The 19,632-nt window shown below is 68.3% G+C and carries 19 protein-coding genes; 10 read left to right on the top strand and 9 right to left on the bottom strand.

Going from position 1 to position 19,632, the window contains the following annotated elements:
* Positions 1 to 1,617: a sensor histidine kinase gene (locus tag ACXJKM_RS22420; protein WP_157281618.1), complete on the bottom strand. Its 1,617-nt coding sequence runs from the start codon at positions 1,615 to 1,617 to the stop codon at positions 1 to 3.
* A 208-nt stretch (positions 1,618 to 1,825) separates the two neighbouring features.
* Here ACXJKM_RS22420 and ACXJKM_RS22415 point away from each other — a divergent pair, with 208 nt between their 5' ends.
* The 6 genes from ACXJKM_RS22415 to ACXJKM_RS22390 all read left to right on the top strand — a co-directional run bounded on the left by ACXJKM_RS22415 (position 1,826) and on the right by ACXJKM_RS22390 (position 8,268).
* Positions 1,826 to 2,974: an ABC transporter substrate-binding protein gene (locus ACXJKM_RS22415; RefSeq protein WP_457355240.1), complete on the top strand. Its 1,149-nt coding sequence runs from the start codon at positions 1,826 to 1,828 to the stop codon at positions 2,972 to 2,974.
* 42 nt (positions 2,975 to 3,016) lie between these two features.
* On the top strand, positions 3,017 to 3,805 hold the full coding sequence (locus tag ACXJKM_RS22410; RefSeq protein WP_457355238.1) for an SDR family oxidoreductase: 789 nt from the start codon (positions 3,017 to 3,019) through the stop codon (positions 3,803 to 3,805).
* Positions 3,805 to 6,165, top strand: coding sequence for a penicillin acylase family protein (locus ACXJKM_RS22405; protein ID WP_457355237.1), 2,361 nt, complete (start codon positions 3,805 to 3,807; stop codon positions 6,163 to 6,165). The genes ACXJKM_RS22410 and ACXJKM_RS22405 overlap by 1 nt, the downstream gene beginning before the upstream one ends.
* A gap of 92 nt (positions 6,166 to 6,257) precedes the next feature.
* Positions 6,258 to 7,223: a CsgG/HfaB family protein gene (locus tag ACXJKM_RS22400; RefSeq protein ID WP_457355235.1), complete on the top strand. Its 966-nt coding sequence runs from the start codon at positions 6,258 to 6,260 to the stop codon at positions 7,221 to 7,223.
* Positions 7,223 to 7,948 carry an SDR family oxidoreductase gene (locus ACXJKM_RS22395; protein ID WP_457355233.1) on the top strand — a complete coding sequence of 242 codons (726 nt, stop codon included), beginning with the start codon at positions 7,223 to 7,225 and terminating at the stop codon, positions 7,946 to 7,948. Before ACXJKM_RS22400 ends, ACXJKM_RS22395 begins: the two co-directional genes overlap by 1 nt.
* A 53-nt stretch (positions 7,949 to 8,001) precedes the next feature.
* On the top strand, positions 8,002 to 8,268 hold the full coding sequence (locus ACXJKM_RS22390) for a hypothetical protein (protein WP_056197677.1): 267 nt from the start codon (positions 8,002 to 8,004) through the stop codon (positions 8,266 to 8,268).
* A gap of 1 nt (position 8,269) precedes the next feature.
* On the opposite strand, the gene ACXJKM_RS22385 is transcribed toward ACXJKM_RS22390, so the two are convergent.
* From ACXJKM_RS22385 to ACXJKM_RS22370, 4 genes are read right to left on the bottom strand one after another with little or no spacing between them, the layout of a single operon-like run.
* Positions 8,270 to 8,947: a DUF3047 domain-containing protein gene (locus ACXJKM_RS22385; RefSeq protein WP_457355231.1), complete on the bottom strand. Its 678-nt coding sequence runs from the start codon at positions 8,945 to 8,947 to the stop codon at positions 8,270 to 8,272.
* Positions 8,947 to 9,849 (bottom strand): ribosome small subunit-dependent GTPase A, encoded by a 903-nt coding sequence (gene rsgA / locus ACXJKM_RS22380; protein WP_457355229.1) that lies wholly within the window; start codon positions 9,847 to 9,849, stop codon positions 8,947 to 8,949. The genes ACXJKM_RS22385 and rsgA overlap by 1 nt, the downstream gene beginning before the upstream one ends.
* Entirely contained in the window at positions 9,846 to 10,181 is a 336-nt protein-coding gene (locus tag ACXJKM_RS22375; protein ID WP_457355227.1) for a 4a-hydroxytetrahydrobiopterin dehydratase, read from the bottom strand. The genes rsgA and ACXJKM_RS22375 overlap by 4 nt, the downstream gene beginning before the upstream one ends.
* Entirely contained in the window at positions 10,178 to 11,449 is a 1,272-nt protein-coding gene (locus ACXJKM_RS22370; protein ID WP_457355225.1) for a M48 family metallopeptidase, read from the bottom strand. Before ACXJKM_RS22370 ends, ACXJKM_RS22375 begins: the two co-directional genes overlap by 4 nt.
* Before the next feature lie 51 nt (positions 11,450 to 11,500).
* Here ACXJKM_RS22370 and orn point away from each other — a divergent pair, with 51 nt between their 5' ends.
* Both orn and ACXJKM_RS22360 read left to right on the top strand, forming a co-directional pair.
* The gene (orn, locus tag ACXJKM_RS22365; RefSeq protein WP_457355223.1) at positions 11,501 to 12,061 is read left to right on the top strand and encodes an oligoribonuclease; all 561 of its coding nucleotides are present in this window, start codon (positions 11,501 to 11,503) and stop codon (positions 12,059 to 12,061) included.
* A gap of 16 nt (positions 12,062 to 12,077) precedes the next feature.
* On the top strand, positions 12,078 to 13,832 hold the full coding sequence (locus tag ACXJKM_RS22360) for a chorismate-binding protein (protein ID WP_457355221.1): 1,755 nt from the start codon (positions 12,078 to 12,080) through the stop codon (positions 13,830 to 13,832).
* Here ACXJKM_RS22360 and ACXJKM_RS22355 read toward each other — a convergent pair.
* A complete protein-coding gene (locus tag ACXJKM_RS22355; RefSeq protein ID WP_457322141.1) occupies positions 13,812 to 14,345 on the bottom strand; it encodes a DUF2087 domain-containing protein in 534 nt (177 codons plus the stop codon). The genes ACXJKM_RS22360 and ACXJKM_RS22355 overlap by 21 nt on opposite strands.
* Before the next feature lie 521 nt (positions 14,346 to 14,866).
* On the opposite strand from ACXJKM_RS22355, the gene ACXJKM_RS22350 reads away from it, so the two are divergent.
* Positions 14,867 to 16,507: a DEAD/DEAH box helicase gene (locus ACXJKM_RS22350; RefSeq protein ID WP_457355219.1), complete on the top strand. Its 1,641-nt coding sequence runs from the start codon at positions 14,867 to 14,869 to the stop codon at positions 16,505 to 16,507.
* Positions 16,508 to 16,568: 61 nt separating this feature from the next.
* Positions 16,569 to 17,168 (top strand): DUF1294 domain-containing protein, encoded by a 600-nt coding sequence (locus tag ACXJKM_RS22345; RefSeq protein ID WP_457355217.1) that lies wholly within the window; start codon positions 16,569 to 16,571, stop codon positions 17,166 to 17,168.
* Here ACXJKM_RS22345 and ACXJKM_RS22340 read toward each other — a convergent pair.
* Genes ACXJKM_RS22340 through ACXJKM_RS22330 form a run of 3 tightly spaced genes read right to left on the bottom strand, consistent with a single transcriptional unit; the run spans position 17,146 to position 19,570 of the window.
* Complete coding sequence (locus ACXJKM_RS22340; RefSeq protein WP_457355215.1) at positions 17,146 to 17,820, bottom strand: 2-keto-4-pentenoate hydratase; 675 nt, start codon at positions 17,818 to 17,820, stop codon at positions 17,146 to 17,148. The two genes, ACXJKM_RS22345 and ACXJKM_RS22340, sit on opposite strands and share 23 nt — an antisense overlap.
* Positions 17,821 to 17,846: 26 nt before the next feature.
* Positions 17,847 to 18,773 (bottom strand): ThuA domain-containing protein, encoded by a 927-nt coding sequence (locus ACXJKM_RS22335; protein WP_457355213.1) that lies wholly within the window; start codon positions 18,771 to 18,773, stop codon positions 17,847 to 17,849.
* A complete protein-coding gene (locus ACXJKM_RS22330) occupies positions 18,770 to 19,570 on the bottom strand; it encodes a DODA-type extradiol aromatic ring-opening family dioxygenase (protein ID WP_457355211.1) in 801 nt (266 codons plus the stop codon). The genes ACXJKM_RS22335 and ACXJKM_RS22330 overlap by 4 nt, the downstream gene beginning before the upstream one ends.
* Positions 19,571 to 19,632 lie beyond the last annotated feature (62 nt).

Genomic DNA, 19,632 nt, shown 5'->3' with positions numbered 1-19,632 from the left:
CTATGCCGGCTCGCCGCTGGCGCGTTGCGGTGCGTTGAGCGGCAGCCGCATCAGCATCTGCGTACCCTCGCCCGGCGAGGAGCGCACCTCGATCTGGCCGCCCAGCACATTGGTCACGATGCTGTGCACGATGTGCATGCCCAGACCCGAGCCGCCGGTGCCCAGCTTGGTGGTGAAGAAGGGGTCGAAGATGCGCCGCCGTACGGACTCGTCCATGCCGCGGCCATCGTCCGTCACGCTGAGCTCGACCTGCTCTTCGTCCAGCGCCGCGCAATAGACCTTGACGTGCCCCTGTGCCGCGCTGTCGAAGCCGTGCAGCAGCGCGTTCATCAGCAGATTGGTCAGCACCTGGCCGAGCGCGCCGGGATAGCTGTTCATCACCAGGCCATGGCAGAGCTCGGTGTCGATGACGAAGGGCGTGTGCTTGAAGCTGGGCTCGACCATGACGAGCACGTCCTCGACGACCTTGGCCAGGTCGAAGTCGCGCCTGAGGTCGGCCGTCTGGTCGATTGCCACCTGCTTGAAGTCGCGCACCAGGTCGGCGGCCTTCTGCACGTTGCGCTGCAGGATGTCCTGGCCGCGCCGCGTGTCGCGCGCCAGTTCCTCCAGCGTGCTGCGGCGCATCTGCACGCTGCCCGACAGCATGGCCTCGAGCTGCTTGTAGCGGTCGTCCAGGGCCGACACCACGGTCAGTGCATTGCCCAGCGGCGTGTTCAGCTCATGGGCAACGCCCGCCACCAGGCGGCCTAGCGAGGCGAGCTTCTCCGACTCGACCAGCTCGCGCTGCGCCTTCTGCAGCGTTTCCAGCGCCTCGGACAGTTCGGCATTGCTGGTCGTCAGCTCGGCAGTGCGCTGGGCGACGGTTTCTTCCAGGTTCACGTTGTGCTGGCGCAGCGCCTCGAAGGCCGACAGCAGGGCCTGGCGCATGCGCTCCATCGCCACGCCCACGCGTGCGATCTCGTCGGCGCCGGCCACACGCAAAGGCTGGTCCAGCCGCCCGGCCGCCAGCGCCTCGGCTGAGCCGGTCAGCTCGGTCATGGGCCGCATCACATAGCGCTGCAGCACCCACAGCATCAGTGCCAGCGACAGCGTCAGCGTCAGCATGCTGCGCCAGACCGTGCGCCAGACCTCGGCCTGCTTGGCCTGCAGCAGCGGCGCGGCGCTCATGCGAACGGTCAGCTTGGCGATCTCGCGGCCGTCGCGCTGGATGGGCCGGGTCTGGCTCAGCACCAGATCGCTGTCGCCCTGCTCGCCAGCGCGCTGCTGCGACAGGAAGGGGGCCGATGACGCCGGCTCGACGACCTGCACCGACACGAAGCGTGGATCGTCCATCTGCGCCTTGACCATGGGGTCAGCCAGGTCCGGCGAGACCTGCCAGACCGGCTCGGCCAGCGACAGGGCCATCACCTCGGTGGCGCGCGACAGGTCGCGCTTCAAGTCCTCCATCGCGGTGGCGCGGGTCTTCTGGCCGTCATAGAGCAACACGGCCGTTGTCGGCAGCAGCAGCCCCAGCAGCAGGGCCAGCACGACAGCGAAGGTCAGGGAACTGCGCTGCCAACCGTATGCAGGTGCTGGCGTGCGGGGCAAGGCGATAGGCGGCAAGGGGCTTTCCGGCATGGGCGGCGCGGAGACGGGCGCTGGCAGCGCGAACACGGCACCGAGGCGGCCAGAGTGTAGGCCCGCCAAAAGCGGTGCAAATGCGCATTCAGACCCGGTGAAGCCCGGGTTTTTCCTGGGGGAGAGGGGCTGCTGGGGGCGGGGGGGCTGGCCCCACAATCCGCGGCCATAAACGCGCCTCTGTGGGCGCTTGGCCTGGAGAAAAACAGTGAAGCGTTGGGTTGGCCTGGCGGCCTTGTTCGCTGCCTGTATTGGTATGAATGGCGCATTCGCGCAAAGCACCCTGCGCATCGGCATGGTGGCGGGCTTTTCAGGGCCCGTGGCCGGCATCGTGCAGGAGAGCGCCGAGGGCGCGAAGCTGTACTTTGACTCGGTCAATGCCCAGGGCGGCATCAAGGGCCAGAACATCGAGCTCGTCACGCAGGACGACAAATACGACCCGGCGACCGCCGTGGCCGCTGCCAAGTCCCTGGCCAGCCAGGGTGTGCTGGCGCTGATGCTGAGCCGTGGCACCGGCCCGACCGAGGCTCTGCTGCCCGTGCTGAAGGAGAACAAGCTGCCGCTGATCGCGCCCGCCACTGGCGCCATCAGCCTGCGCGAGCCGGTCCAGCCCTGGGTCTACCACTTGCGCGCCAGCTACCAGAAGGAGGCCGAACGCGCGGTCAAGCACCTGGCCGGCATTGGCGTCAAGCGCATCACCATCGTGCAGGTCAACGACCCCTTCGGCAATGACGCCGGCAAGGGCGCCATCAAGGGCCTGGACGACATCAAGCTGCGCGCCATGTCCAATCTGCGCTTTGACCGCAACAAGCCCGATCTCGCACCGACGATGCAGGCCATCGCCAAGGCCGGCATCGAGGCCGTCGTGCTGATCGGGCCGGCCTATGCGGTTGTGGAGGGCGTGCAGGCGCTGCGCGCGGCCGGCTCCACGGCGCACGTGGCCACGCTGTCCAACAACGCCTCGGCCGATTTCGTGAAGGCGCTGGGCAATGACAGCCGTGGGGTCATCGTGACCCAGCTCTTCCCCTACGAGCGCTCGACGGCCAACCTGATGGTGCGGGAGGCGCTGAGCCTGGCCAAGTCCGCCGGCCGCAACGAGCTGACGCCGGCCCATGTTGAAGGCTTTGCCGCGGCGAAACTGATCGTCGAAGCGCTCAAGCGCGCACCGGGCAAGGAGATCACGCGCGAGAGCCTGGCCAAGGCGCTGGACGGCGCCCGCATCGACCTGGGCGGCCTGCAGGTGCACTACTCCGAGAAGGAGCACAGCGGCCTGGAGTACACCGACGTGTCCATCGTGGGCGAGGACGGCAAGTTCAAGCGCYGAACTCGGCGCGCAGCACCCTTGACCGCGCGATGATGCGGGCCTGTCAAGGCCGCGCATGGCGATCGAGGAGCTGACATGGATCTGGGACTGAAAGGCCACTGGGCGCTGGTCTGCGCGGCGAGCAAGGGCTTGGGCCGAGGCTGTGCCGAGGCGTTGGTGGGTGAGGGCGTCAACGTCGTCATCACGGCACGCGGCGAGGCCGAGTTGCTGGCGACAGCTGATGCGCTGCGGGCCCTGAACCCTGACGCCGAGGTGCGCGCGGTGGCCGGCGACATTGCCACTCCCGAAGGCCGAGCAGCGGCGCTCGCGGCCTGCCCGCGGGTGGACATCCTCATCAACAACGCCGGCGGCCCGCCGCCCGGGGATTTCCGCGACTGGGGCCGCGAGCAGTGGATCGCCGCGCTGGACGCCAACATGCTGGCACCCATCGAGCTCATCAAGGCGACGGTGGATGCGATGGCGGCGCGCGGCTTCGGTCGCATCGTCAACATCACCTCGGGCGCGGTTAAAGCGCCCATCGACACGCTGGGTCTGTCCAACGGCGCGCGTTCCGGCCTGACGGGTTTCGTAGCCGGCGTGGCCCGCCAACCGCGCCTGGCCGGCGCCAACGTGACGATCAACAACCTGCTGCCGGGTGCCTTCGATACCGACCGGCTGAAGAAGGGCTTCGCCGCCGGCGCCGCCAAGGCGGGCGTCAGCGCGGATGAACTGGCGGCCAGGCGCCGCGCGGCCATTCCGGCGCAGCGCTTCGGCACTGCCGCCGAGTTCGGCGCCATCTGCGCCATGCTGTGCAGCGCCCAAGCCGCCTACCTGACGGGCCAGAACATCTTGCTCGACGGCGGCGGCTACCCGGGGACATTCTGATGAGGTGGCTCAAGCGCATCCTCCTTGCCCTGCTGGCCCTCGTGCTGCTGCTCGCTCTGGCGCTGTGGCTGACCCTGCGTGGCAGCCTGGCCCAGCTCGACGGTGAACGTGCCATCGCCGCCCTGAGTGCGCCGGCCGAGTTGCAGCGCGACGCGCGCGGCTACCTGACCATCACGGCCGAGAACCGCCTGGACGTGGCCCGGGCCCTGGGCTTCGCACACGCTCAGGAGCGCTTCTTCCAGATGGACCTGATGCGCCGCAACGCGGCTGGCGAGCTGTCCGCGCTGGTGGGCGCGAAGGCGCTGCCGCTGGACAAGTCGCGCCGCCTGCATCGCTTCCGCCACCGTGCTGAAGCCGGCATCGCGGCCTTGGCCGCAGATGAGCGCGCGCTGCTGGACGCCTACGTGAGCGGCGTCAACGCTGGCCTGGCCGGCCTCGGCGCACGCCCGCCCGAATACCTGCTGCTGCGCCAGCAACCCCAGCCCTGGGTCGCGGCCGACACTGTCCTCGTCGCCTATGGCATGTATCTCGACCTGCAGGGCGCCCAGGGCCGCGACGACGTCGCCACGGGCCTGCTGCGCGAGGCCGTGCCGGACGACTGGTATGCCTTCCTGACCCAGCACAGCGCCGACTGGCAGGCCGCGATAGACGACAGCCGCGTGACTGCCGTGCCCCTGCCAGCGGGGCCGCTGCCGGCCGCGTTGCGCGCCGCCAAGACGGCCTGCAGCGACTGCAGCCTGCGTGACGCCCGTGACATCGGCAGCAACAACTTCGCCGTCGCGGCCGCGCATGGCACCGGCGGGCGGGCCATCCTGGCCGACGACATGCACCTGGGCCTGCGCTCGCCCGGCACCTGGTTCAAGGCGCGCATGAAGTGGAAGGACGCGGCCGGCAGCCATGACGTGGCTGGGGTGACCCTGCCCGGCGCGCCGCTGTTGGTCGTCGGCAGCAACGGCCACGTGGCCTGGGGTTTCACGAACACGACCTCCGACTGGGCCGATGTCGTCGCGTTGAAGCTCAACGCGGCTGGCACGCACTACCTGGCTGGCGGCGCCGAGAAGCCGCTGCAACGTGCCGTCGAGCGCATCGAGATCGCGGGCGAGGCCCCGGTCGACCATGTCGTGCTGGAAAGCGAATGGGGCCCCGTCATGCCTCAAAAGGCAGCGAGCGGGCAGGCCTATGCGCTGCGCTGGGTGGCCCATGACCGCGAGGGCATGAATCTGCGCCTGATGCATATGGAGACGGCCAGCAATGTCGACGAGGCCGTGCAAGTGGCCGCGGGCGCCGGCATGCCCGCCCAGAACCTGCTGGTGGCCGACGCCGGCGGGCGTATCGCCTGGACCGTCATCGGCGCGATGCCCAGGCGCGTCGGTGGCGATGACGTCGACCGCCCGCAGGACTGGAGCGACGGCCGGTCGCGCTGGCAGGGCTATCTCGGCGCGGCCGAGCAGCCGCGCATCGTCGACCCGGCCGACGGGCGGCTGTGGACGGCCAATGCGCGCATGGTCGGTGGCGAGGCGATGAAGCTGCTCGGCAACGGTGGCTGGGATCTCGGCGCCCGCGCCCAGCAGATCCGCGATGACCTGCGCGCCCAGGACAAGTTCGATGAAGCCGGCCTGCACGCCATCCAGCTCGACCACCGCGCGCTCTTCCATCAGCGCTGGCGCAAGCTGCTGCTGGAACAGGTGCTGACGCCCGACTTCGTGGCCAACAACGGCCTGGCGGACTATCGCGCCGAGGTCGAGAAGGGCGCCGACGCGGCCCGACCCGACGCGGTCGGTTATCTGCTCGTGCGCTCCTTCCGGTTGCAGGCGCTGAAAAACATCTTCGACCCGCTGGCTGGCCTGCTGGAAGCGCAAGGCGCGAAGCTGTCCGACCTGAAACTGGTGCCCGAGACCCCCGGCTGGGCGCTGATCCAGGCGGCGCGGCCTGACACCCTGCCAGGCAGCTTCAAGACCTGGCCCGAGCTCCTGCAGCGCGCCGTGCTCGACAGCCGCAAGGAGCTGCTGAGCAAATACGGCAGCCTCGCCGCAGCCACCTGGGGTGCCGACAACCCCACCAGCGTGCGCCACCCGCTGAGCGTCGCCGTGCCGGCGCTCTCAAGCTGGCTGGACCAGGCCTCCCAGGGCATGGCCGGCGACAGCCACATGCCACGCGTGCACAACCACGGCCATGGCCAGAGCGAGCGCATGGTGGTGTCGCCCGGCCACGAGGAGAGCGGCATCCTCGTCATCCCGGGCGGTCAGAGCGGCCACCCGATGTCGCCTTTCTACCGTGGCGACCATGCCGCCTGGCTGGCCGGCGAGGCCCTGCCTTTCCTGCCCGGCGAGACCGTGCACCGACTCGTGCTGCGCCCCTGATCCAGGCGACCCTATTCCCGCGGAATGGGGACGCCAGCCGAACCGCCCGCTGGGCACAATCCCTGTCACCCGATAACGAAGCGAGGATCACGATGAACAACAAGACGCTCAGCAGGGCCGTGCTGGCTTCTCTGGCTTTTGCCGCGGTGGCCGCGCAGGCCCAGGAGGCGGGCTCCAATGTCGAGAAGTGCCCCAAGAAGCTCGGCGTGCTGGCCGTGGCCGAGCCGCAGCACGGCTGGAACCACCTGTCGCACTATGGCCTGGGCTCGCCCGCATCGCTGCTGCGCATGATGGTGCAGCAGTCGGGCTGCTTTGACGTCGTCGAGCGCGGCGTGGCCATGCAGAACCTGCAGCAGGAGCGCAACCTCGCCGCCGCCGGCGAGATGCGCCAGGAATCCAATGTCGGCAAGGGCCAGATGCAGGCGGCCGACTTCGTCATGACGCCCAATGTGCTGGTGGCTGCCAGCAACACCGGCGGTGTCGGCGGCGCCATTGGTGGCCTGCTGGGCAACCGGCTGGGTGGCATCGGCGCCATCGCCGGCGGGTTGAAATTCAAGGAGGCCAGCACCAGCCTGCTGATCGCCGACGTGCGCTCCAGCATCCAGGTCGCTGCCGCTGAAGGCAAGGCCACCAAGACCGACTTCTCCATCGGCGGCTGGGGCTACGGTGGCGGCGCGCTGGGCGCCATGGGCGGTTACACCAGCACGCCCGAAGGCAAGCTCATCGCTGCCAGCCTGCTCGACAACTACAACAAGATCGTGCTGGGCATCCGCGACCAGCAGAGCCTGATCCGCACGGGCAGCGCCGCCGGCGACGCGAATGCGGGCGCCTCCACGCAGGCTGGCGCGCCCGTTCCCGCGGGCCAGATGCTCGTGGCCAAGATCTCCAACGTGAAGGCCTACGCCGCCCCGTCGCGCGACAGCAAGGTCGTTGCCACGCTGAACCGCAGCGATGAACTCGTTGCCACCGGCGAGGTCAAGGACGGCTTCGTCAAGGTCGACGCCGCCAACTTCAGCGGCTGGGTACAGCGCACCCTGGTGTCGCCGAGCGGTCGTTGATGAAGGTCGCTCTCGTCACTGGGGCCGGCTCCGGCATCGGCAGGGCCGTGGCCCGCGCTCTGGCCGCCGAGGGCTGGACGCTGGCGTTGATGGGTCGTCGCGAGGCGGCCCTGCGCGAGACCCTGCCGGATGCGCTGGCCCTGCAGACCGATGTCTGTGTCGAGGCCCAGGTCGACGCCGCCTTCGCGACGCTGCGCGAGCGCTTCGGCCGGCTGGACCTGCTGTTCAACAACGCCGGCATCTCCGCGCCGGCTGTGCCCATCGATGAGCTGACGGTGGCGCAATGGCGCGCAGTCGTCGACACCAACCTGACCGGCAGCTTCCTCTGCGCCCGCGCAGCCTTCGCGCTGATGAAGGCGCAATCGCCGCGCGGCGGCCGCATCATCAACAACGGTTCCATCTCGGCCCACGCGCCGCGGCCGTTCTCGGCACCCTACACCTCCACCAAGCACGCCATCACCGGCCTGACCAAGTCGCTGAGCCTGGACGGCCGCACCTTCGACATTGCAGCCGGCCAGATCGACATCGGCAATGCCGCCACCGAGATGACCGAGAAGATGACGCGCGGCGTGCCCCAGGCCAACGGCTCCGTTGCAGTGGAGCCGCGCATGGACGTCGAGGATGTGGCCCGCGCCGTCGTCTACATGGCCGGCCTGCCGCTGTCGGCCAATGTGCAGACGATGACGGTGATGGCGACGAGCATGCCGTTTGTCGGGCGGGGCTGAGGGGTGACGATCGTCACGGCCCCAGCGGGCGCTCAGCGTTCAGAATAGGGGTCATGTCGCTGTTCCGTTTGCTGCTTCGCCTGCTGATGCTCGTCGTCGGCGCCTTTATCGGCCTGGGCCTCTTCCTGATCGCCGTGCTGGCCTTCCTGGCCTTCCTGCTCGTCAGCTTGCTGACCGGCCGCAAGCCGAATCTGCAGTTCCGTGTCAACAAGAACCCGTGGGCGCAGCGCCGCCAGCCGGCGGGAGAAGTGGTGGACGTCGAAGCGCGTGAAGTGCACGACGCCGCGCCACTATCGTTGCGCTCACCCGACCAGCGCTGAGCTATTTCAGTTCCACCGGCCCGTACCAGGTGCGCGCCGACGCGCGGCTGTTGTCGCTGTCCGTCATGACGGCCATCGAGGTCAAAGGGCCTGGCGTCTCGCCAAAGGCCAGGCGGAAGTCGGCGGCCAGGTCGCGCCGGTGTTCGCGCCAGCGGCGCAGTTCCGCGGGGCCGGAGTCGACGACGATCTTGCGGATGCGGTCGCTGCGTGGGTTGATGACGACGGTGCCGACCGGCAGCTTGCTGTCCCAGACATACATCAGCGTTGCATAGGGTGGCAGCTCGCCGGTCAGGGCCTGCGCGAGTTCGAACTTCATGCGCGTGCGCAGCGGCAGTTTGTCGATGTCGCCGGCGAAGCCGAAGATGACGCGGGCGACGGCGTCCTCGTGGTCGATGTCCGAGACATTGGCACCCGGGATCAGGCTTTGCACCCACCACGAGAAGCTGACCTCGCCGACGTTGGGCGGCGCCGGCTCCAGCCGCTTGCGCCAGATGCTGGCCGAGCGGTCCGAAGCAGCTTCCAGCGCGGGGCGGCCGTCCTTCTCCGTCCAGCTGTACTGGGTGAGCTTCTTGCCGGGCAGGGCCAGCGGCTGCCAGCCTTCGGCGGCTGGAGGCGGGGCGACGGTCGTGGCGCAGCCGGCCAGCAAGGCCAGGGCGCTGAAGGCGAGTACGCCGCGCATCACCAGGTCTTGCGCTGCAGCTCTTCGAGGATCTCGCCGTAGATGCGATAGCGGCTGGCGCTGATCAGCCCCGCTTGAACCGCCGCGCGCACGCCGCAGTCGGGCTCGTGGATGTGGCTGCAGTTGGCGAAGCGGCAGTTGGCGTGCTCGCGCAGGTCGGGCATGTAGCGCCACAGCTCGGCGGCGTCGATCTGGCGCAAGCCGAATTCCTGGAAGCCGGGCGAGTCGATCAGCGCCGTCGTGCGTGTCTCGTCGGTCCAGTACCACTGCGTCGTCGTCGTCGTGTGGCGGCCGGAGTTCAGCGCCTGCGAGATCTCGCCGATCTGGGCCTTGGCGTCTTTCACGAGCAGGTTGATCAGCGTGCTCTTGCCCGTGCCACTGGGGCCGAGGACGAAGGTGCGTTGGCCGGCCAGCCAGGGGTCCAGCGTCGCGCGGGAGCCTTCGGGGTCGGCCTTCAGCGCGACCTCGAACATCTTCAGGCCCATGGCGCGATAAGGCGCCAGACGCTCGCGGGCCGAATCGGTGCCCGGCAGGTCGGTCTTGTTCAGCGCGATGGCCATGCTGATGCCGGCGGATTCGGCGGCGATCAGGGAGCGCGTGAGCTGGCTCTCACTGAACACCGGCTCGACAGCGACGAGGACAAGCAGCTGGTCCAGGTTGGCTGCGAAGCTCTTGGTCTTCCACTCGTCCTGGCGGAACAGCAGATTGCGCCGAGGCTCGACGGCTTCGATGACTCCCTCATCGCCGGAATCGGCGAAGCGCACCTGGTCACCAACGACAGCCTCGCTCTTCTTGCCGCGCGGGTGGCAGACGAAGCGCTTGCCCTCCGAGTCCTCGACGATGTAGTGGCGGCCATGGCCGCGCACGACAAGTCCCAGGTCCAGCGCCTGGAATGTACTCATGTACCGGTCGCTTCGGGCAAGGCGCTCACTTGTGCCGCACAGATCGCGTCATTCAAGGTCAGCCCGCCGCGCGAATGCGTCGTGAAGCTGACCGTGCAGGCGTCGTAGCCGACCAGCATCTCGGGGTGATGGTCCTGCGCATGGGCGATCTCGGCGACCGCGTCGACGAAGGCCATGGTCTGGTAGAAGTTCGCGAAGCCAAAGCGTCGGCCGATCAGCTTGTTCTCGGCATCAGCCAGCCAGCCGGGCAACTGGGCCAGCACGCGGTTGCGCGTGTCGGCATCCATCAGCGGAGCCTTGGGGTCACATTGGGCAAGCAGCAGATCGTTCATGAGGCGAGGGCGGCAAGCCTCTCAGCGGCCGGTGGGTGGGAGTAGTAGAAGCGCGCGTAGACCGGGTCCGGCGTCAGCGTGCCGGCATTGTCCTCGTGCAGCTTGAGCAGGGCCGAGGACAGGTCGGCGCCACTGGCCTGGGCGCGGGCATAGGCGTCGGCCTGGAACTCGTCGCGGCGCGAGAAGTGGCTCGCCAGCGGCGTCACGAAGAAGCCGAACACCGGGCCGGCGAGCAGGAAGAGGATCAGCGCCAGCGCGTCATTGGGTGCGTCGAGATTCGGCGTTGCACCCAGGCCCAGGTAAAAGGCCGGCTGTTGCGCCAGCCAGCCGAGCAGCGCAAAGCCGGCGAGGCTCATGGCGAACATCAACACGATGCGCTTGGTGATGTGCTTGTGCTTGAAGTGGCCCAACTCATGGGCCAGCACGGCCTCCACCTCGCTGCCGTTGAGCTTGGTCAGCAGCGTGTCGAAGAAGACCACGCGCTTGGCCGGGCCGAAGCCGCTGAAATAGGCGTTGCCGTGCGCCGAGCGTCGGCTGCCGTCCATGACGAACAAGCCCTTGGCCGCAAAGCCGCAACGCGCCATCAGCTTCTCGACGCGATCCTTCAGCGCCAAATCGGTCAGCGGCTCAAACTTGTTGAACAGCGGTGCGATGACGGTCGGGTAGATGACCATGATGAGCAGGTTRAAGCCCATCCASGCGCCCCAGGCCCACAGCCACCAGAGCGGGCCGGCCGCGCCCATCAGCCAGAGAATGAGGGCGACGATGGGCAGGCCCATCAGCACCCCCACGGCGAGGCCCTTGGCCATGTCGGCGAAGAAGAGCTTGAGCGTCGTGCGGTTGAAGCCGAAGGCCTGCTCGATGCGGAAGGTGGACCACAGCTCCCAGGGCAGGTCCAGCAGTGACCCCGCCAGCACGAAGACGGCGACCAGGCCGAGCTGGTAGCCCATGCCTTGCCAAGCTTCGGGCAGCATGCGGCTGGCTTCCAGCGCCCAGCTGTTCAGAGCGTTCAGGCCGCCCAGCAACGTCCAACCGAGCAGCACGGCCGCATTGAAGGCCAGGGCCAGCAGGCCGAAGCGGGACCGGGCGACCGTGTAGTCCGCCGCCTTCTGATGAGCCACCAGCGTCACGCTGCCGGCAAAGGCTGCCGGGACCTGGCCGCGATGGGCGGCGACATGGCGGATCTGGCGAGAGGACAGCCAGAACTTGACGAGGGTCGAGGCGGCGAGCGCGGCCGCAAAAGCAAGGGACAACAGCAGGGGAGACATAAGCCTCAAGTTTAGGCTGCGAGAATTCCGCATCTTCAGAGTGAGCCCAGCATGTCCGACACCCTTGCCCTCAGCGAAAACAACCTGATCTGGATCGACCYCGAAATGACGGGGCTGTATCCCGACACCGACCGCATCATCGAGATCGCCGTCGTCGTGACCGACGCCAACCTCGAAAAGCGCGTCGAAGGCCCGGTCTTTGCCGTGCATCAGAGCGACGCGACGCTGGACGCGATGGATGCCTGGAACAAGGGCACGCATGGCAGGAGCGGCCTCATCGACCGCGTCAAGGCCTCGACCGTCTCCGAGGCCGAGGCCGCCGCCCAGACCATCGCTTTCTTGAAGCAATACGTGCCCAAGGGCAAGAGCCCGATGGCCGGCAACAGCATCTGCCAGGACCGCCGCTTCCTCGCCAACTACATGCCGGAGCTGGAGAGCTTCTTCCACTACCGCAATCTCGACGTGTCGACGTTGAAGGAACTGGCCAAGCGCTGGAAGCCCGCCGCGCTGGAGGGCTTCAAAAAGGCCCAGGCCCACACGGCCATGGCCGACATCCACGAGTCCATCGACGAGCTCGTCCACTACCGCACTCATTTCCTGAACCTGGCCTGACCGGGCCGCACGGCGCTTGCTGCACGCCGCTTTCGACTTCCCCCGCCACCCGCTGGCCCGCGAGGACGGCGAGCGGCTGCGCGGCTGCTGGGCCACGCCGCCGACGCGCTGGCTGAGGGCGACGCGGCTGGATGAGGTGCGCGGCGTCATCGCCGAGGCCGAAGCCGCGGCACGAGTCGGCGCCTGGGTGCTTGGGGGGCTGCGTTACGAGGCCGCCGCGGTTTTCGACGCCGCACTGAAGACGCACGGCGCCACCGCGCCGCTGGCCGAGTTCGCTGTCTACGAGTCGCCCCCTGAGTCCTGGCCGGAGCTGCCTCCGGCCTACAGCGGCTTCCTGGGCTGGAATGACGCCGAACCGGACGGCACGGCGGCCATCGAGCGCATCCGCACCTACATCCGTGACGGCGATTGCTACCAGGTCAATCTGACCACCCGGCTGCGCGCGGCGGCCGGCGCACTGGACCCTGGGCAGCTCTTCCTCGCCCTGCACGCCAGCCAGCCCGGCGGCTTCAGCCTGTTCTTGCGCGAAGCCGGCGCGGCCAGCGTGTCACCCGAACTCTTCTTCGACTGGCGTCCCGTGCCCGGTGCCAAGGCGAGCTGGCTGCTGGCGGCCCAGCCGATGAAGGGCACGGCGCCGCGCGGCCGCGACCGCGTCGATGACGAAGCCGCTCAAGCGCACCTGCGCACCAGCGAAAAAGAGCGCGCCGAGAACCTGATGATCGTGGACCTGCTGCGCAATGACCTCAGCCGCGTCGCGCAGCTCGGCACAGTGCGGGTGCCACGTCTGTTCGAGCTGCATGCGCTGCCGACGGTTTGGCAGATGACATCCACCGTGACGGCCGTCAGCCGCGGCGGGCTGACCTTGGCCGATGCCTTCGCGGCACTTTTCCCCTGCGGTTCGGTGACCGGCGCGCCCAAGATCCGCGCGATGCAGATCATCCGCGAGCTGGAGCCGTCGGCGCGGGGTTGGTACTGCGGCGCGCTGGGCCTGATCCAGCCCGGCGGCGTTGCCACCTTCAATGTGCCCATCCGCACTGTCGAGTTCCACGGCGAGGCGCTGACTTGTGGCATCGGCAGCGCCATCACGCTGGACAGTGAGCCTGCTGCCGAAATCGCCGAATGGCGGGCCAAGTCGCGCTTCCTGGCCCGCGCCGAAGCGCCCGTCGAGGCGCTGGAGACGCTGCGGCTGGAGGGCGGCGTGGCGGTGCGCGGCGACGCTCACCTGGCCCGCATGCAGCGCACGGCGCGCCACTTCGGCCTGCGCTTCTCGCTGGCCGAGGCGCGGGCCCACCTGAAGGCAGTGGCGGAGGCCCACGCACAAGGCAGCTGGCGCCTGCGCCTGACCGGCGACGCCGAGGGGCGCCTGCATCACACGCTGGCCGCCTTCACTCCGATGGCCGAGCCGGTGCTGCTGGCGCTGGCCGATCAGCCCATTCCCACGCTCGGTCCCAGTGCCGAGTTCCTGGCCCACAAGACGACACGCCGCGAGCTGTATGCCTTCGACAAGCCAGCCCAAGCCTTCGACGTCATCCTCTGGAACGAGGCGGGCGAGCTGACCGAATGCAGCTTCGGCAACCTTGCCCTGCGGCTTGACGACCAGTGGCTCACACCGCCGCTGGCCGCCGGGGTGTTGCCCGGCGTGCTGCGTGCTGAGCTGCTGGCCCTGGGCCGTCTCAAGGAAGCACGGCTGACCCGGCAGGATCTGGCCCGTGCCGAGGGCCTGGCCTTCTTCAACAGCCTGCGCGGCTGGCTAGTTGCCGAGTTGACGTAAGGCCCGCATCAGCGCCATCGCGTCCTCGCCCGGCCGCGCTGGCAGCTTGGTGTAGACCGAGCTGTCCGCCGTGCGCGCCATCAGGCCTTGGGTGACGAGATCACGGCGTAGCGTGCAGTAGTCGCCGAAGCAGTGCCAGGCCGTCAGGATCTGGTTGACCTCGCGCTCGCGGTAAGGCCGCTTGGCGTCGAAGCGCATCCACAGGCCCCACAGGGCCATCAACTGCAGCGAGCGCTTGACGGGCAGGCGCTGCAGCCGGCCCTGATCGTCGAACAGGCGCAGCGTGCGGCGAACGATGTCGCTGTGTTCCGCACGGGCAGGGGTGGTGGTCCGCGGCAGGGCCGGCGGACGCGCCTTCAGCATCTGCAGATTGCGATGCCCGGCTGCGCGGGCCAGCATGTTCAGCAGGGTCTGGTGGCCCGGCGTGGCGGGGTGCGCCAGCAACTGCGTGCGCAGAGACTTGGTGAAGGTGGACAAGTCGTCCACGACGAGGGGCAGGGATTCACGGGCCATGATGGCACTCCATGCGCACGCCAACGACGAAAGAGGCTGGGCTTGCCGACTTGCAGCCAGGGCGCACGCGAGGTTCACGTGAACGAAGGCGGTATGCGTGGCAGGTTCAGCTCGCGACGGATGCCGCGCGGCAAGGCCTGGGTGTTCTGCCGACCCGGGCCGCAAGTGTGCCAGAGCGCACACCCGCGCCTCAGGGGTGGCTTCCGTGAAAACCCTGATCTGTGCTACAGTCGCAGCTTCGCTCGGTTCCAACCGAGCTTCGTACGTCTCCTCTGACCTCGTTCGGCCCGTAGTTCATACGGCTTCTCGAACACCCCTCGTGGATCGGTCGGCGGCGATGAAGCCGTCGCTTTGACTGTTCCCCCGTGYCGCACCCGACTGCAACCAGCAGCCCGAGCCGCCCGACACGAGCTTTCTCCCAGCGACTTTGACTGCTGAACGGCATGGTCTGTTCAGCGCCCGCGTGTCCGCCCTCACTGATTTTCGGGCGGCATGGACGGGCTTTTGACTGAAAGAACGACATGAGTTTCGATACCCTGGGCCTGAACGAAGTGGTCCTGAAGGCCGTGAAAGATTCCGGCTACGAGAACGCCACCGACGTGCAGACGCTCGCCATTCCCGCTGCCATCGCCAACAAGGACCTGATGGTCTCGGCGCGCACGGGCTCGGGCAAGACCGCCGCCTTCATCCTGCCGGCGCTGGAAAAGATCCTGGCCGCACGTGGCGACGACAGCAAGAAGCGCGAAAAGGGCAAGGTCTATGGCCCCAAGATCCTGGTGCTGGCCCCCACCCGTGAGCTGGCCATGCAAGTTGCCAAGGCCGCACAGACCTACGGCCGCTTCATCCCGGGCCTGAAGGTCGCCACCGTGCTGGGCGGCATGCCCTACCCGCTGCAGATCCGCCAGCTGATGGGCCCGCTGGACATCCTGATCGCCACCCCCGGCCGCCTGATCGACCACATCAACTCCGGCAAATGCGTGCTGGGTAATGTCGAAATGCTGGTGCTGGACGAAGCCGACCGCATGCTGGACATGGGCTTCATCGACGACATCACGATGATCGCCGGCAATACCCCGGCTGAGCGCCAGACCGTGATGTTCAGCGCCACGTTCGCCGGCCACGTCGGCCGCCTCGCGCAGAACCTGCTGAAGGATCCGCAGCGCATCGAGGTCGCCAACCACACCGACACGCACGAGAACATCGAGCAGCGCCTGCACTGGGCCGACAACCCCCACCACAAGGACCAGCTGCTGGAATCCATCCTGGCCCTGCCGGAGATGGAGCAGGCGGTGGTCTTCACCAGCACGCAGCGTGACGCCGACTGGCTGGCCGAGCGCCTGGCCGAGATCGGCCACTCGGTGGCACCGCTGCACGGCGCGATGCCGCAAGGCAAGCGCAACCGCGTGCTGCAGGCTCTGCGCAGCAAGCAAGTGCGCGTGCTGGTGGCCACCGACGTCGCGGCCCGCGGTATCGACGTGCCGACCATCAGCCACGTCATCAACTACGGCCTGCCGATGAAGGCCGAGGACTATGTGCACCGTATCGGCCGCACCGGCCGCGCCGGCCGCCAGGGTCTGGCGATCACGCTGGGCCTGCGCGACGACGTGTCCATGATCCGCCGCATCCAGCAATTCACGACGCAGACGATCCCCGTGCAGCAGATCGCCGGTCTTGAGCCCAAGACGCAAGAGCCGCGCATCTTCCCGCCGCGCCCGGCTGGTTCCTTCGACGACCGCGGCCCGCGTGGCCACTTCGGTGGCGGCCGCCCTGGCTTCGGCAACAAGCCTTTCCGTCGTGAAGAGGGCAGCCGCCCCTTCCACGGTGGTGGCAAGCCTTTCAATCATGGTTCTGGCGGCCAGGACCGTGGCTTTGCGCCGCGCGATGACCGTGGCTTCGCCCCGCAAGGCGACAACCGCGGCTTTGCTCCCCGTGAAGATCGCGGTTTTGCGCCGCAGGGTGACAACCGCGGCTTTGCTCCGCGTGAGGATCGTGGTTTCGCACCGCGTGAAGATCGCGGCTTCCAGCCCCGTGACGACCGTGGCTTCGCGCCGCGCGGCGAGCGCTCCTTCCAGCCGGCCGGCAAGCCCAGCTTCGGCGCCAAGCCGGCTTTCGGCGACCGCCGTCCGCCGAGCGGCCCGCGCAAGGGCGGCTTCGGCCGCTGATCCCGCGGCGGCATCTGCCGCCCCGGCGATGATGGAGGGCCCGCAGTGCGGGCCCTTTTTTATGACCAGTTCCAGCGACAAGCAGACCGGCACCCTCGTCCAGTGGGACGACGCCAAGGGCTATGGCTTCATCGCGCCCGACGGCGGCCCGGCCCGCCTCTTTGTCCATATCCAGGCCTTTGCCGCCCGCGCCGAGCGGCCGGTGGTGGGTGAGCGATTGAGCTTCCAGGCGGGTTCTGACGCCCAGGGCAAGCCGAGGGCGCTGGCCGTGCGGCCCATCAAGGCGCCGCCGCTACCCGCAGCGCCGCGCGATCGCAGCCGTGTGCTGCTGCTGGTGCCGACCTTTGCCGGCTTTGTGCTGGCCTGCCATCTCCTCTGGGGCTTGCCGAACTGGCTCTGGGGCATCTATTCCGCCATGAGCATGGCGACCTTCATCGTCTATGCGCTCGACAAGCGGGCCGCCAGGCAGGGAGCTTGGCGCGTGGGCGAGAAGACCCTGCATGGGCTGTCGCTCGCCTGCGGCTGGCCGGGCGCGTTGCTCGCCCAGCAACTGCTGCACCACAAGAACGTGAAGCCGTCGTTCCGGCGCATCTACTGGCTGACGGTGATCCTCAACATCGCGGCCTTCGCTGCGATCTTCACGCCGCTACTGAAAAGCTGAGTTCGCCCAGGCCCTCGAAGGCCAGCGTGCCGCGGGCCGCACCCGTCAGCGGATGCAACCCGCCCCAGGCGCCGGTCGTCACGATGGTGCCGGCTGGCAAGGTGGCGCCATGGCGCGTGGCATGGCGCAACCAGGCCGGCAATACGGCGGCCGGATCGGCCAGGGAATGCCCGCCACGGCGGACGACATCGGGCTGGCCGGCGAGGCTGAGACGCCATTCGAGCTGACCCCACTGCAACGGGCGATAGGGTTGCCAGGCACCGAGCAGCAGACCGTCATTGGATTGGTGGTCGGCCATGCGCAGCAAGGCAGGCGCGTCCAGCCCTTCCTGCCAGCGCGAGGCGACCAGTTCAACAGCGACGCACATGGATTGCGCCCTCCCATCCGCGTCAATGCGCAGCGCCACCTCGGCCTCGACACCAAGCAGTGACGTTCCGGGGACGGGGTTGACTGGCGAATGGCTGAACGGACCCTGGGCGCTGGCGCCGCCGGACTTCCAGCGGTCGAAGCGCCAGTCCAGCGCCCGGGCGATGCCGTCTTGCACGGCATAGGCATCGGCCTCGTCACGTACGGCGTGGGTCCAGTCGGCGGCACTCAAGCGGCTGCCGTCACGGTGGCAGGCAACCAGGGCATCGATCAGGGCTTGCGTCATGGCTTGAAGTGGAGCAGCGAGTGGCCTTACTTCTTCTTGGCGTAGCCGGGTTGGTCGACTTTGCCGGTGGCCCAGAGAATGCCTTGGGTGACCAGGTCCAGATAGCGGGCGTCAGCGACGGTGGCCGTGGTGTGACCGAGTGAGGTGCTGAACACGCGCGTCTTCTTCGGGCCGAATTCGTTCGTCCAGACGACGACCGTTTCGACGGCCTGCGCTTCTTCGGTCACGCTGCCGTCGGGCTGCCGCCTGCTTTGCTTGACGATCTGCCTGCCCTTTGCGAGCGCTTTGCCATCGAGGATCTGGACGTTGTTGTAGAGCTCCTCATTGACGGTGGTCCAACCGTCGAGCGTCCTCGTGATCGGATGATCCTTGTCGACGAAGGTGATCGCGATGGGTTCATTCGGTCCGTGGCCGGTCGATTGCAGGCCGAGGTATTCGTACCATTGGGCGTTGTCCGCACCGCGGGCTACCGGCTCGGTGTAGTCGCCAGAGCGAAAGCTGTGCATCGCGCAGTGCAGATTGACGCCGGGCATGCCGTCCAGATGGGGTTTCAAGACGCTTTTGAACGAGCTGGGGTCGCGCGGGTCGGCCGCGCACTCGTCGTGGATGACCACGTCGTAGCCACGCGCGTAGTCGGGGTTGCCGAAGAGGGGCAGCGGGGGGCTGCCGGTGGTGTTGTCGCTGTGCATTTGATCCACGACGATGTTCGCGCGCGCCTCAATGCCCGATTTCAGCAGGTCCTTTTGCGCACCGTAGTCGTGGCAGCAGCCGCCGGTGATGAGCAGGGCACGGATGGGTTTCGGTGCGTCGGCGGCGAAGGCAGGCAGGGCGGCGAGCGCGAGGGCCAGCGCAAGGAAGTGATGGGATTTCATGAAGACCTGTGGTGACCAAGCGGCTTCGGCGAATCTAGCACCCTGGGTCTGCCTGCCATCAGGACCCAACCGCGCGGTCACCCGAACCGGAAGCTCGATGCTGTCACGCCGCCCATGAATTCAGTCTCGTGATAGTTGCAGCTGGCGGCCTCGCCCTCGGCCGCGCCGGCGGCCACCATCAGCGGCAGCAGATGTTCCTCGCGCGGATGGGCCAGGCGGGCGGCGGGTGCCTGGGCCCAGGCCAGCAGCCGCTCAGCACGGCCGGCCGGAGAGGGCAGGGTGGACTGCAGCCAGGCATCAAAGGCGGCGGACGGCTCGCGCCCCGCCATGCCGTACATGCGCAGGTTGTGGAAGCTGAAGCCGCTGCCCAGGATGAGCACGCCTTCGTCGCGCAGCGGCGCCAGGGCGCGGCCCAGCGCGATGTGTTCGACCGGGTTCAGGCCGCGCTTGAGCGACAGCTGCACGACGGGCACGTCGGCGTCGGGGTACATCGGTACCAACGTGCAGAAGGCGCCGTGGTCGAAGCCGCGTTGGGCGTCGCGGGCGGCGGGCAGGCCGGCGGCCTGGATCAGTGCGACAACACGCTCGGCCAGCGCCGGATCGCCCGGCGCCGGGTAGACCACCTCGTAGGTGTGGGCCGGGAAGCCGCCGTAGTCGTAGAGCATGCCGGGCGCGGGCGAGGTCATGACAGTGAAGGCGGCCTCTTCCCAGTGGGCCGAGATCATCAGGATCGCCTTCGGCTTGGCCGGCAACGTGGCCGGCAGGGCCTGCAGCGAGGTCTCAAGCCTGGCGTGGGCGCGACGGTAGTCGCCGTCCATGAACGGCCAGGGGCCGCCGCCGTGGGAGAGGAAGAAGCTGGGCAGGCGAGGGGTTTGCATGCCCATAAGACTAGGCCCGCTTGCGCGGGCCTGGGTTCAGTCGGCTTGATGCCGGCGTTCGC

The organism is Roseateles sp. P5_D6, from assembly GCF_054049415.1.
This window is presented reverse-complemented; position numbering and strand designations above follow the sequence as displayed.